Genomic DNA, 12,903 nt, shown 5'->3' on the forward strand with positions numbered 1-12,903 from the left:
CCACATCGTGAACGTGGCGTCCATGGCGGGCAAGGTGACCACTCCGGGGATCGCGGTCTACTGCGCCACCAAGGTCGCGGTGGTGGCGCTGTCACCTCCCGCTTCCCTTTTCCGTGTCACGCGCGCGCCCGGGGTCAGACCGCCCGGCCGCGCAGCTCCCGGTAGCGGCGGACGAGCGCGGCCGTCGACGGGTCCGGCGCGGCGGCGGGCGGCTCGGCGGACGTCAGCGCGGGCGTGAGGTCCTGCGCCATGACCTTGCCGAGCTCGACGCCCCACTGGTCGAAGGAGTCGATGCCCCAGATCGTGCCCTCGACGAACACGACGTGCTCGTACAGGGCGATCAGCTCGCCGAGGGTCTTCGGGGTCAGCTTCGGCACCAGGATCGTGCTGGTGGGCCGGTTCCCCGGCATGACCTTGTGCGGGACGATCGCGGCGGGCGTCCCCTCGGCGGCGATCTCCTCGGCCGTCTTGCCGAACGCGAGCGCGGACGACTGGGCGAGCATGTTCGCGGTCAGGAGGTCGTGCATGCCCGCCGACCCGTCGACGGCGTGGTCCTCGAACGGCTCGGCGAAGCCGATGAAGTCGGCGGGGACGAGCCGGGTCCCCTGGTGGAGCAGCTGGTAGAAGGCGTGCTGCCCGTTCGTCCCGGGCTCGCCCCAGAAGATCGCGCCGGTCTGCGCGACGACCGGGGCGCCGTCGGCCCGCACCGACTTGCCGTTCGACTCCATCGTGAGCTGCTGCAGGTAGGCGGGGAACCGCGCCAGCCGCTGGCTGTAGGGCAGCACGGCCCGGGTCTGGGCGCCGAAGAAATCGGTGTACCACACGCCGAGCAGGCCCATCAGGACGGGCATGTTGGCGTCGAGCGGCGCCGTGCGGAAGTGCTCGTCGATCTCCCGGAAGCCCGCGAGCATCTCGCGGAACGCCTCGCTGCCGATGGCGATCATCAGCGACAGGCCGATCGCGGAGTCGAGCGAGTAGCGGCCGCCCACCCAGTCCCAGAAGCCGAACATGGTGGCGGTGTCGATGCCGAACTCGGCGACCCGGTCGGCGTTGGTGGACACCGCGACGAAGTGCCGCGACACGGCCGCCTCGTCGCCGAGCCGCTCCACGAGCCAGGTCCGCGCGACCCGGGCGTTGGTGAGGGTCTCCAGCGTCCCGAACGTCTTGGAGCTGATCACGAACAGCGTCGTCGCGGGATCGAGGTCCGCGAGGGCGGCGCTGACGTCCGCCGGGTCGACGTTCGACACGAACCTGCACGCGATGCCGGCGTCCACGTAGTCGCGGAGGGCCTCGTAGGCCATGGCGGGGCCGAGGTCGGACCCGCCGATGCCGATGTTGACGACCGTCCGGATCCGCTCGCCGGTGAACCCGGTCCACTCCCCCGCGCGGACCCGCCCCGCGAAGTCGGCCATCCGGTCGAGGACGGCGTGCACGTCGCCCGCGACGTTCTGCCCGTCCACCATCAGCTCCGCGCCGGGCGGCAGCCGCAGCGCGGTGTGCAGGACGGCCCGGTCCTCGCTGACGTTGATGTGCTCCCCCGCGAACATCGCGTCGATCCGCTCGCGCAGCCCCGCGCGTTCGGCGAGGGCGGTCAGCAGCCCGATCGTCTCGCCGGTGACCCGGTGCTTGGAGTAGTCCAGGTGCAGGTCGCCCGCGGTCACCGTCATGCGGTCGGCGCGCCCCGGGTCGTCCGCGAACAGCTCGCGCAGGTGCCGCCCGGCCAGCGCGGCCTGGTGCTCGGCCAGCGCGGACCATTCGGGCGCCTCGGTGATATCAGCCATTGCCTCTCTCATCTCCTCGCCGGGACGGGCGCCGTACCCCCGGGCGCTCCCCGTACCCGACGCGATCATAGGGCGGCGCCCCGTCACCGCACGAAGGCCGTCCCCGCGCGGTAGGGGTTCCGCCCCGGATGCCCGTTTCGATCCCGGCGCGGATAGGGTCGCGCCATCCGGTCCGGCAGGAGGGGTGCGTTCATGAGCGACGAGGTTCCGCACGACATCACGCGGCTGTTCGACCTGACGGCGCTCGGCGAGGACTCCTTCCTGGCCACCGCGCCGTCGGTGGGACGGCCGCGGCTGTTCGGCGGCCAGGTCGCCGGGCAGAGCCTGCGGGCCGCGTGCCTGACCGCGGGCGGGCGCCCGCCGCACTCCCTGCACGCCTACTTCATCCGCCCCGGCATGCCGGACGAGCCGCTGACGCTCGACGTCGCCCGGACCCGGGACGGGCGCTCGTTCTCGACCCGGCACGTGACGGCGAGCCAGGGCGGCAAGCCGATCCTGGAGCTGATCGCGTCCTTCCACGAGCCCGAGGACGGGTTCGACTGGCAGCCCGCGGCGCCGTCCGGGACGCCCGCGCCGGAGACGCTGCCGCGCGCGGAGCTGCCCGCGTTCTTCAAGCATCCCGTCGGGTTCGACATCCGCGTGGTGAACCCGCCCGCGGAGGACGAGTTCCGGCTCCCGCACCCGTTCTGGATCCGCGCGTCCGGAACCGTCGGGGACGATCCGGCCCTGCACGCGTGCCTCATCGCCTACCTGACGGACATGGGCGTGGTGAGCAGCGCCCGCGCCCCGGGCTCCCCCCGCCGGCTCGCCACGGCCGTCACCCTCGACCACGCCGTGTGGTTCCACCGCCCGCCGCGCGTCGACCGGTGGCTGCTGTACTCGGTGGACCCGGTGACGAACCACGGCGCCCGCGGCCTGGCCCGCGGCACCCTGCACACGGCGGACGGCACCCTGCTGGCGTCCATCGCCCAAGAGGCCCTTCTACGCCCCGCGACCGGAGCGTGAGCGAGAACCTGTCGAGTACCTGGTCTCGATGCCCACGAGCGGCCCTCACGTCGGTGTCGCGTCCCGCACGGCCGGCCTGTGGCTGGGCAGGGCGCGCGGTCACCTGCCGGCGGGCGCCGGTGCGGGCGGTTGCGCGGTGGACGGTGCGGGCCGCGCGGGCACGGGGGGCGCGGCGGTGAGCGGCGGCGTGATCGCGGTCGGCGCCGGTCCGGTGGCCGCCGGGGTCGCGGGGCGGGTGCGGCGCAGGCGGGCGAAGCCGTAGGCGGCGGCCAGCGCGGCGGCGAGGCTGCCGGCGCCGGCGAGGACGAGCGCCGCGCGCGGGCCGAGCGTGTCGCACAGGACGCCGAGGGCGGGGCCGCCGACGGTGCCGGACGCGGCGCCCACCATGCCCTGCGCGGAGATCACCCGGCCGCGCAGGTGGCCGGGGCTGTCGAGCTGGACGCGCGTGCTGACGGTGGTGTCCAGGACGACCGCCGCCGCGGCGATCGGGAGCATCGCGGCGCCGAACAGCAGGAGCGTGGGCGCGCCGCCGCTGAGCATCTGCCCGGCGGCGCAGACGGTCGCGGCGATCAGCAGCAGCCGCAGCGGGAGGCGGAGGCGGGACGCGGCGTAGACGCCGCCGAGCACGGTGCCGACGGCGAAGGCGACCGACAGCGCGCCGTAGCCGGAGGCGCCGGCGGCCAGCGGGCCCTCCGCCATGGCGGCCATGGTGACCTGGTAGTTGCGTCCGAGGCTGCCGAGGACGAACGCGAGCCCGAACATGATCAGCATGCGGGGGTCGCGCAGCACGTACCGGAACCCGGCGGCGATGCCGCGCTCCCCCGGTTCGGACGGCGGGAGGCGGTGGAACTCCCGGCGGCGCATGAGCGCGAGCGCGACCAGGACGCCGAGGAAGCTGGCGGCGTTGGCGAAGAACGCGCCGGGCACGCCGAAGAGGGGGATCACGACTCCGGCGAGGCTCATGCCGAGGATCCGGCCGCCGGAGCTGAGCACCGAGCCGAGCGCGAGGCCGTTGGACAGGTCGTCGGGGCCGACGACCTCGGCGCCGAACCGGCCGAGGGCGGGCGAGGTCAGCGCGGTCGCCAGCCCGGACGCCAGCGAGATCGCGTAGAGGGCGCCGACCGAGGACGGCTCGCCGAGCGCGATGCAGGCCAGCACCGTGGACAGCGCCGCCTGGACGAGCTGGCCCGCGCCGACGATCCCGCGGACGGGCAGCCGGTCGGCGATCACGCCGCCCCAGGGCCCGATCAGCATCGTCGGCAGCGCCTGCATGACCAGGCCGAGTCCGACGCTGGTCGCCGATCCCGTGATGGACAGGATGAGCCAGTTGAGGGCGAGGACCTGCATCCACGTCCCCGTGATGGAGACGAAGTCGGCAATGGCCCAGAGCCGGTAGTTGTGATGGCGCAGCGAGCGCAGCATCACCGGGAACGTCACGCTCCTCTCCCCCAAGAAACAGCAAAGGGCATTAAACGCGAAGAACTTCGCAGACCTTGCTAAATCGGGCGAGTGTATGGGGTTTGTCACGTTTATCTCCGGCTTCGGGATGTGAGCTGCGGCGTCGCCCGGAAGCCGGGCCGCCCGCGTTAGGCTCGCCTCCGGCCGTCCGCCCGGACGGCCGGTTCGCGGAACGGCGGGAAACGGGGGTCCGGGTGGACGAGCGGGCGTTCTGGGTGGGCACGTACACCGGCGAGGCGGGCGGCGGCGCGGGCGTCTACCGGGTCCGGCGCCGCGCCGACGGGACCCTCGCCGACCCGCGGCTCGCCGCCGAGGCCGCCTCCCCCTCCTACCTCGCCGCCCACCCGGACGGCCGGATCGTCTACGCGGTGCGCGAGGAGGACGCGGGCGGCGTCACGGCCTTCGAGGTCGCCGGCGACGGGCTGCGCGAGATCGGGCGGCGCGACGCGGGCGCCCTGCCGTGCCACGTGTCGGTGACGCCCGGCGCCGGGCACCTGCTGGTCGCCGACTACGGGTCGGGGACGGTCCGGGCCGTGCCGCTCGCGCCCGGCGGCGGGTTCGCGGGCGAGCCCGCCGTGGCGGAGGGCCACGGCACGGGCCCCGTGGCCGACCGGCAGGAGGGCCCCCACGCCCACATGGCCGTGTCCGCGCCCGACGGCCTCGTGCTGACCACCGACCTCGGCGCCGACCTGGTCCGCGCGTTCCGGCTCGAGGGCGGCGGCCTGCGCCTCGCCGGCGAGACGCCCCTGCCGGCCGGGTGCGGCCCGCGCCACCTCGCCCTCCACCCGAGCGGGCACGTCTACGTGATCACCGAGCTCGCCGGGACGGTGCTGGTCCTGCGGCCGGTCGCGGGGCCCGAGCACGGGTACGCGGCGCTGGAGGTCCTCGGCGAGACGCCCGCGCTGGCCTCGCCCGGCGGCGGCCTCGCCCAGTGCGCCGCGATCAAGCTCGGGGACGACGGCCGGTTCCTCTACACGTCCACGCGGGGCGCCGACGTGGTGACGGCCCACCGGATCGTGGACGGCGGCGCGCGGCTCGAGCCCGTCGCGGACGTCCCGTCCGGCGGTGCGTGGCCGCGCGACCTGCACGTGGACGGCCCGTGGCTGCACGTCGCGAACGAGCGGAGCGACGCGATCGCCACCTTCCGGATCGGCGGCGACGGCGTGCCCGTCCCGGCCGGGGAGCCGCTGGCGGTGCCCGCGCCGGTGTGCCTCGCGCCCGTCCTGTAGCGGTCCGCGGTGGGCGGGCGCACCGGCCCGCGACCGCCCGCCCGGGACCCGGTTTTCCGGTGCGCCGCCCGGGCACCCCCCCGGATGAATCGCAACATTCAGGGAGTGTCCGCATATGACGACGATCGCCACGACCAATCCCGCCACGGGAAAGGTCGAGAAGACCTTCGACGAGGCCGCGGACGAGGAGATCGACCGGCGCGTGGCGCTGGCGGCGGAGACCTTCGCGACCTACCGGAACACCGGCGTCGAGCAGCGCGCCGAATGGATGAACGCGGCGGCCGACGTCCTCGACCGGGAGGCCGGGGAGATCGGCGCCATGATCACCGCGGAGATGGGCAAGCCGCTCGCCGCCGCCGAGGCCGAGGTGCGCAAGTGCGCGAAGGCGTGCCGCTTCTACGCCGAGAACGCGGCCGGGTTCCTCGCCGACCACCGTCCGGCCGACCCCGCCGACGTGGGGGCGCGGGACGCGTACGTCCGGTACGAGCCGATGGGGCCGGTGCTGGCGGTGATGCCGTGGAACTTCCCGCTCTTTCAGGTGATCCGGTTCGCGGCGCCCGCGCTGATGGCGGGCAACGTCGGGCTGCTCAAGCACTCCTCGAACGTCCCGCAGACCGCGCTGTTCGTGGCGGACCTGTTCCGCCGCGCCGGGTTCCCCGAGGGCGCGTTCCAGACGCTGCTGATCGGGTCGTCCAAGGTCGAGCGGGTGCTGCGCGATCCCCGGGTGAAGGCCGCCACGCTCACCGGCAGCGAGCCCGCCGGACGGTCGGTGGCCTCGATCGCCGGGGACGAGATCAAGCCGACGGTGCTGGAACTCGGCGGCAGCGACCCGTTCGTGGTCATGCCGTCGGCCGACGTCGCGGCGGCCGCGCGGACCGCCGCCGACTCGCGGTGCCTCAACAACGGGCAGAGCTGCATCTCGGCGAAGCGGTTCATCGTCCACGAGGACTGCGCCGACGAGTTCCAGGCCCTGTTCGTCGAGGCCATGCGCGGCAAGCGGGTCGGCGACCCCATGGACCCGGGCACCGACGTCGGGCCGCTGGTCAGCGAGGACGGCCGCGCCGACGTCGAGGAGCTGGTCGCGGACGCCGTCGGCAAGGGCGCCCGCGTGCTGTGCGGGGGCGAGCGCCCGGACCGTCCCGGCTGGTACTACCCGCCGACGGTGATCGCGGACGTGACCACCGAGATGCGGATGTTCCACGAGGAGGTGTTCGGGCCCGTCGCGTCGCTGTTCCGGGTGCGCGGCATCGACACGGCGATCGAGCTGGCGAACGCGACCGGCTTCGGGCTCGGCTCCAACGCGTGGACGCGCGACGACGCCGAGCGGGACCGGTTCGTCCGGGAGCTGGACGCCGGGCAGGTCTTCGTCAACGGGATGACGACCTCGTACCCGCAGCTGCCGTTCGGCGGCGTCAAGCGCTCCGGGTACGGGCGGGAGCTGTCCGCCGAGGGAATGCGCGAATTCTGCAACGCCAAGACGATTTGGGCCGCCTAGCCGGCAAACCCCAAGCGGAAATCCGTGACGAAACCCGGGCCGGAATACGCGCACGGTTACGTCCCGGGTAATCGCCGCGGTGACCTCCGCGCTCATAGCGTCGTGGCATCGGCACGAGGAAAGGAATCCCGATGACCACGACCGCTTACAGCACCGAGAACCGTCCCGCCCGGGGCCTGCTCGCCGACGGCGCCCGCCTGCTCCGCCTCGCGCTCCGCCTCGACGCCGGCGTGACCGCCGCCAACGGCCTCGCCTACCTGGCGCTCGCGGGCCCGGTGGAGGACCTCATCGGCCTCGACCCCGGGCCCGGACGCGCGATCGGCGCCTTCCTGCTCGGCTACGCGGCGCTCGTCTGGGCGGTGTCGGTGCCCGCCCGCCCGAACCGGCTCGCCGTCACCGCCGTCGTCGAGGTCAACCTGCTGTGGACGGTCCTCAGCGTCGTGACGGTCGCGCTGGGCTGGTTCTCGCTCACCACCGCGGGCGCCGCGTGGGCGGTGCTTCAGGCGATCGCCGTGGCGGGCTTCGCGGCGGTGCAGTACACCGCGCTGCGCCGCCGCGGCTGACCCCGTCCAGCGGCGAGGTCACCGGTCCGGGTCGACGTCGATCGCCTGCACCCGGACGTCCACGTGCGGCGAACGGCGCAGGTCGTCCAGCACCGACCGCCACTCGTCCGGCCACCCCGCCGCCTCGCCCGCCGTGCCGGCGGCCCGCATCGCCAGCAGGTGCGCCACCAGGTGCCCCTGCGCGACGAGGCCCCGCACGGCGGGCAGGAGCAGGGACGGCGGCATCGGCGTCCGCCGCCCGCTCCGGTGGCCGAAGACGCTCCTGAACAGCCAGTCCGCCTCGGAAGCCAGTGCCGGCCGGTCGCGCAGCAGCTCCGCGAGGGACCCGAGGGCCTCGGCGAGCTCGTCCGCCGAGGCCCGGTCGGGGTCGGACAGCGGCGGGAACGCGAACGTCAGGTCCACGACCTGCCGGAGGTGGAGCGGATGGGGCGCCAGCAGCGCGGCCGTCCGGCGGGCCAGGTCGGCCTCCCCGGGGTCGGCGTGCCCCCGGCCGCGCCGCGCCCCGATCTGCCGGACGAGGGCGAGCAGCCGGCGCCGGGCGGTCCCGCGCGAACCGGCCGCGGGCAGCAGCCGCTCCAGGACGCCGAGGACCTCCGTGCGCACCGCCCCGGCGCCCATCAGCGCCAGCAGGACGGGCAGCTCGGCGTCCCCCGCGGGGTCCGCGGGCTCCCCCACGGCGGCGAGGAGATCCTCGGCCCCGCCCTCGTAGTGGTAGGCCCATAGCCCGAACGCCCCCGTACCGCGGAACCGCACGCCGGGACCGTCCGCGGCGGCCAGCAGCCGCCTGACCAGCGCGGCGTACCGTGGGCGGGCGGCGGGCGGGTACTCGTCCGGCTTCGCCTGGAAGAGCGTGCGCAGCAGCGGTTCGGACGCGTACGGCCCGGCCGCGTCGTCCAGGGCGGCGAACGCCCGGGGGTCGTCGGGGAACCGGCGCAGCGCCGCCGCGACGGCGGCGCGCACGTCCCGGTGCAGGCCGGGGTCGCGCCATGCGCCGAGCAGGGCGTCCACGGCGCCGGGCGGCCGCAGCCGTTCCAGCAGCCGGGCGGCCTGCTTGCGCGTCGTCACCTTCGCGTCCGGCCCGGTCAGCGTCCCGGCCAGGACGGGACCGAGCGTGGACGGCGCCACCGCGGCGCAGCACCCGGCGGCCGCCGCGACCGCGTACGGCGAGCCCGTGCCGCGCGCGAACCCGAGCAGCAGGCCGAGCGCCTCCGCCGGGCGGTCCGTCCCCGCCATCGCCTCCATCGCGGCCTCCGCGACGACGGCGTCGGACCCGCCGGCCCGCGCGGCGAGATCGTCGAGGGTCCCGGGGAGGCGGCCGAGGGACGCGACGGCCGCGATCCGCGTGCCCGCGGCCGGGGCGTCGTCGTCCGCCACGCCGTTCAGCGCCTCCCGGACCCGCTCGACCTGGGCGGGCGTCCAGCGTCCCGGGTCCTGCCGCCGCACCCGGGACGTCCCCTCCCCCAGGGCGACGCGCCCGAGCAGGTCGGTGCGGCGGCTCGCGACCACGCGCCAGACCGCGGGCACCTCGACCGCGGCCGGGTCGGCCGCCACGAGCTCCGCGGCGCGCGCGGCGCGGTGGGCCGGGTCCGCGAGCCAGATCTCGGCGGCCTGCGCGGCGAGGGCGCCCGCACGGTCGAGCGCCCCGGCGCGCAGGTCGTCCTGGATCTCCTCCAGCCGGAAGGCCCGGCGGTCGAGGGACCACGCCAGCTCGATCGCGAGCGCGGGATCGCGCCGTTCGCGGGCGGCCCGCAGCCGGGGGCGCAGGACGTCCAGCAGGTCGTGCTCGGCGCCGCGCGGCAGGACCGTGTCGAGGTAGTGGTCGTCGTCCTGGAGCTGCTCGGTGCCGCACCGCGCCACCAGCCGGTCGTAGACCCCGTACGCCCACGGCCGCAGGTCCGGGGCGTGGGCGAGCGCGCGGTCGGCCAGGTTCCGCAGTGCCCGCCGCGTCTGCCGCGAGGAGTCGCGGGACTCGACGGCCGCCGCGGCGAGCCCGTCCAGCGGTCCGGCGAGCGCGCCGCCCAGCAGGGCCACCGGGACGGACGCGAGCGCCTCGATCAGCGCGCGCCGCAGCGGGTCGCGCTCGTTGCGGGCGCGGTCCGCCAGCTCGCGGACCACGCCGAGCAGCACCGTGCCGTCGCCGGTGCGGGCCGCGGCCCCGACCAGGAGCCCGCGGGCGAGCCCGCGCCGCCTCGGGTCGCCGGTGAGCGCCGCCTCCCGCAGCGGCCCGCCCGCCTCCTCGTACGGGAGGTGGGCGGTGAGTTTCAGCGGGATGTCGGGGTCGTCCAGCTGGAGGCGGGCCGAGTGCCACACCGAGGCGTGCCAGTCGAGCATCCGCCGCGCCTCGGCCGCGGCGCGGTCCGGTGGCAGCAGCGGGAGCAGCGGGTACGTGTGCAGGGCCTGGAACGGGCCCCCGCGCCGCTCCGCGATCGCGTCGAACAGCGGGCCGCGGCGCCCCGGCGGGAGGAGCGCGAACTTCCGGGCGAGTCCGTGGCCGTCGGCCGGCAGGGTGTCCAGCAGTTCCCGGTCGGGCAGGGATCGCAGATGCTCGTCGCGCGAGAACAGCCCGCCGCTCGGGCCGCCCGGGGCGATCGCCAGCCGGGCGGCGCGGACGGCGTCGACCGCGAACAACCGCCGCGCGACCGCCTTCGGGAGCCGTCGCCGCGCGACGTTCCGGACGTCCTCCCGTTCGAGCAGCTCCAGCAGCCCCGCCGGGTCGTGCCGGGCCAAGGGCGGGACGGCGGCCGCGCGGCGCCGCAGCCAGCCCCAGCCCGCCGCCCGCTCGCGGGCGAGCGCCAGGAACGGGCCGGGATGCCGCTCGGCGAGGGCCCGCCACGCGGTGACGGCGTGGTCCAGGTCCGGCAGCCACCGGGCGACCGCCTCGCCGGAGCAGGCGGGCAGCAGCGCGGCCGCCTCCCGGTCGCCCCGGCGGGCCCGGACGTCCGGCAGGAGCCGGTCTGCGAGCGCGGCGCGGTCGCCGTGCCGCAGCGTCCGGTAGAACGCCTGCCGCAGATCGGCGGGGGCGTCGTCGAGGACGGCCGCCGCCGCGTCGTCGGCGACGGGGAGCGTCCGGACGGCGCGCAGCGCGGCCCGCCGCATTGCCGGATCGGGGCCCGCGAGGGCCAGCTCGATGAACGGGAGATCGCGGGCGGCCATCGCTATGTGCAGTGCGGTGCGGCGCTCGTACCGGCCGCCCGCGGACAGCTCGTCGAGGAGCGCGCTCAGCGCGGGGGTCCCGGCGAGGCGCCGGGCGTGCAGGGCCAGGGCGCGCATGCGCTCCGGGTACGGGAGGGGTTCGACGCGCGCGAGGAGTTCGCCCGCGCGTTCTTCGGCCGGTTCCTGGACCGGCGCGGTGGGGCTCAACGGCCCGGGCGGAGACCGCCCTTCCTGATCGTCATGGGTGCGATCATGGACGCTCCGGCGCCGGTTCGGCAAGTCCCGGCCGCTGACACAATCGTGACCATGACCTATGTGGCCGCTGACGATCGATACGACCAGATGCCCTACCGGCGGTGCGGGCGCAGCGGGCTGCGGCTCCCGGCGATCTCGCTCGGGCTGTGGCACAACTTCGGCGACGACCGTCCGCTGGACGTGCAGCGGGCGATCCTGCGCCGTGCGTTCGACCTCGGGGTGACGCACTTCGACCTGGCGAACAACTACGGCCCGCCGTACGGCTCCGCGGAGAGCAACTTCGGCCGGATCCTGCGCGCGGACCTCGCCCCCTACCGCGACGAGATGATCATCTCGACGAAGGCGGGGTACGACATGTGGCCCGGCCCGTACGGCGAGTGGGGCTCGCGCAAGTACCTGCTCGCCAGCCTGGACCAGTCGCTGCGGCGGATGGGCGTGGACTACGTCGACATCTTCTACAGCCACCGGTTCGACCCGGAGACGCCGCTCGAGGAGACGATGGGCGCGCTCGACCACGCCGTCCGGTCCGGGAAGGCGCTGTACGCGGGCATCTCGTCGTACTCGCCGGAGCGGACGGCGGAGGCCGCGGCGATCCTGCGGGAGATGGGCACGCCGCTGCTGATCCACCAGCCGTCGTACTCGATGCTGAACCGGTGGATCGAGGGCGGGCTGCTCGACACGCTGGAGGCGGAGGGCGCCGGCTGCATCGCGTTCTCGCCGCTGGCGCAGGGGATGCTGACCGGCAAGTACCTCGACGGGGTTCCGGCGGGGTCGCGGGCGAGCAGGGGCACGTCCTTCTCGGCGGACCTGCTGACGGAGGAGAACCTGCGGCACGTCCGGACGCTGAACGAGATCGCCGCGGGGCGGGGCCAGTCCCTCGCGCAGATGGCCCTCTCCTGGTCGCTTCGGGACGGGCGGGTCACCTCGGCGCTGATCGGCGCGAGCAGCGTCGCCCAGCTCGAGGAGAACCTCGCCGCCCTGGACCGGCCGGACTTCACCGCCGACGAGCTGGCCGCGATCGACCGGGACGCGGTGGAGGCGGGCATCAACATCTGGGCGGCGTCCAGCGCGGGCTGACCGGCTGACCGGCGAGCGCGGGACGGGACGGCCGGAGCCGTGCACGGTTTGTCCCGTTCCATCCGGGCACGGGGTCGGCATGGAGGAGATGACCCTGCGCAGCGAAGCGTTCAACGATCACACGATCATCCCGGCGGAGTACTCGCACGACAGCGGCGACGTGTCCCCGCCGCTGGAGTGGTCGGACGCCCCCGAGGAGGTGGTGGAGCTCGCGCTGGCCTGCGAGGACCCGGACGCGCCCAGCGGCACCTTCGCGCACTGGCTGGTGGCCGGGATCGACCCGGTGACGACCGGGCTGGACCCGGGCGAGCGGCCGACCGGGGCGGTCCTCGGCCGCAACGACTTCGGCGCCGAGGGGTACGGCGGCCCGAAACCGCCGGTCGGCGACGACCCGCACCGCTACTTCTTCCGGCTGTACGGGCTGTCGGAGCCGTCCGGGCTGGACCCCGGGTTCACGGCGGAGGACCTGCGCGACGCGATGCAGGACAAGATCGTGGCGTCGGGGACGCTCGTCGGCACGTTCGCGCGGTAGCCGTGGCCGGCCTCGGCGGGCCCGGCCCGCGGCGACCGGAGAACGGCCGTGGGAACGGCCGGGGAGACGAGCGGGGGCACCGTCCGGACCGCCGCGGACGGCGGTCCGGCACCGAGCCGCTCACCGCCCGCAGCCCGCTGCGGCTGCGGGCGGTGCTGTCGTCGGTCGCGCTGGTCGCGGCGGCCGCCGCCGCGATCGTCTTCGCGGTGAGCGCCGCCGCGGACGGCGGCGACGGGGAGTGGGCGGCGGCGGGACTGTGCGCGGCCGTCGCCGTCATCGCCGCGATCGACCTGGTCGCCATCGCGCGCCGCGCCCGCCCCTGACCCGCCCGGACGACCGGCGCCGCCGGCCGACG

The 12,903-nt window shown here is 75.6% G+C and carries 11 protein-coding genes; 8 read left to right on the forward strand and 3 right to left on the reverse strand.

Annotation, left to right across the window (positions count from 1 at the left end):
- Positions 1 to 13 precede the first annotated feature (13 nt).
- Positions 14 to 238 carry a hypothetical protein gene (locus AB0L25_RS31365; protein ID WP_500176418.1) on the forward strand — a complete coding sequence of 75 codons (225 nt, stop codon included), beginning with the start codon at positions 14 to 16 and terminating at the stop codon, positions 236 to 238.
- On the opposite strand, the gene pgi is transcribed toward AB0L25_RS31365, so the two are convergent.
- Positions 135 to 1,781: a glucose-6-phosphate isomerase gene (gene pgi / locus AB0L25_RS31370; RefSeq protein ID WP_500176347.1), complete on the reverse strand. Its 1,647-nt coding sequence runs from the start codon at positions 1,779 to 1,781 to the stop codon at positions 135 to 137. The two genes, AB0L25_RS31365 and pgi, sit on opposite strands and share 104 nt — an antisense overlap.
- Before the next feature lie 192 nt (positions 1,782 to 1,973).
- Here pgi and AB0L25_RS31375 point away from each other — a divergent pair, with 192 nt between their 5' ends.
- Positions 1,974 to 2,786 (forward strand): acyl-CoA thioesterase, encoded by an 813-nt coding sequence (locus AB0L25_RS31375; RefSeq protein WP_500176348.1) that lies wholly within the window; start codon positions 1,974 to 1,976, stop codon positions 2,784 to 2,786.
- Between the two features lie 99 nt (positions 2,787 to 2,885).
- On the opposite strand, the gene AB0L25_RS31380 is transcribed toward AB0L25_RS31375, so the two are convergent.
- Entirely contained in the window at positions 2,886 to 4,223 is a 1,338-nt protein-coding gene (locus AB0L25_RS31380; protein ID WP_500176349.1) for an MFS transporter, read from the reverse strand.
- A gap of 215 nt (positions 4,224 to 4,438) precedes the next feature.
- Between AB0L25_RS31380 and AB0L25_RS31385 the strand changes: the two genes are divergently transcribed.
- The 3 genes from AB0L25_RS31385 (at position 4,439) to AB0L25_RS31395 (ending at position 7,531) form a co-directional block, all read left to right on the forward strand.
- Positions 4,439 to 5,473, forward strand: a complete 1,035-nt coding sequence (locus AB0L25_RS31385) for a lactonase family protein (RefSeq protein WP_500176350.1) — start codon at positions 4,439 to 4,441, stop codon at positions 5,471 to 5,473.
- Positions 5,474 to 5,588: 115 nt separating this feature from the next.
- Positions 5,589 to 6,968 (forward strand): NADP-dependent succinic semialdehyde dehydrogenase, encoded by a 1,380-nt coding sequence (locus AB0L25_RS31390; protein WP_500176352.1) that lies wholly within the window; start codon positions 5,589 to 5,591, stop codon positions 6,966 to 6,968.
- Between the two features lie 131 nt (positions 6,969 to 7,099).
- Positions 7,100 to 7,531: a hypothetical protein gene (locus AB0L25_RS31395; protein WP_500176353.1), complete on the forward strand. Its 432-nt coding sequence runs from the start codon at positions 7,100 to 7,102 to the stop codon at positions 7,529 to 7,531.
- An 18-nt stretch (positions 7,532 to 7,549) separates the two neighbouring features.
- Here AB0L25_RS31395 and AB0L25_RS31400 read toward each other — a convergent pair whose 3' ends face one another.
- Positions 7,550 to 10,891 carry a hypothetical protein gene (locus AB0L25_RS31400; protein ID WP_500176354.1) on the reverse strand — a complete coding sequence of 1,114 codons (3,342 nt, stop codon included), beginning with the start codon at positions 10,889 to 10,891 and terminating at the stop codon, positions 7,550 to 7,552.
- A gap of 99 nt (positions 10,892 to 10,990) precedes the next feature.
- Between AB0L25_RS31400 and mgrA the strand changes: the two genes are divergently transcribed.
- The 3 genes from mgrA (at position 10,991) to AB0L25_RS31415 (ending at position 12,871) form a co-directional block, all read left to right on the forward strand.
- Positions 10,991 to 12,016 (forward strand): L-glyceraldehyde 3-phosphate reductase, encoded by a 1,026-nt coding sequence (mgrA, locus tag AB0L25_RS31405; RefSeq protein WP_500176355.1) that lies wholly within the window; start codon positions 10,991 to 10,993, stop codon positions 12,014 to 12,016.
- 79 nt (positions 12,017 to 12,095) lie between these two features.
- Positions 12,096 to 12,548 (forward strand): YbhB/YbcL family Raf kinase inhibitor-like protein, encoded by a 453-nt coding sequence (locus AB0L25_RS31410; RefSeq protein ID WP_500176356.1) that lies wholly within the window; start codon positions 12,096 to 12,098, stop codon positions 12,546 to 12,548.
- Positions 12,549 to 12,550: 2 nt separating this feature from the next.
- Positions 12,551 to 12,871 carry a DUF6343 family protein gene (locus AB0L25_RS31415; RefSeq protein ID WP_500176357.1) on the forward strand — a complete coding sequence of 107 codons (321 nt, stop codon included), beginning with the start codon at positions 12,551 to 12,553 and terminating at the stop codon, positions 12,869 to 12,871.
- The last annotated feature ends 32 nt before the right edge of the window (positions 12,872 to 12,903 follow it).

Source organism: Spirillospora sp. NPDC052242 (genome assembly GCF_040679555.1).
GTDB lineage: Bacteria > Actinomycetota > Actinomycetes > Streptosporangiales > Streptosporangiaceae > Spirillospora.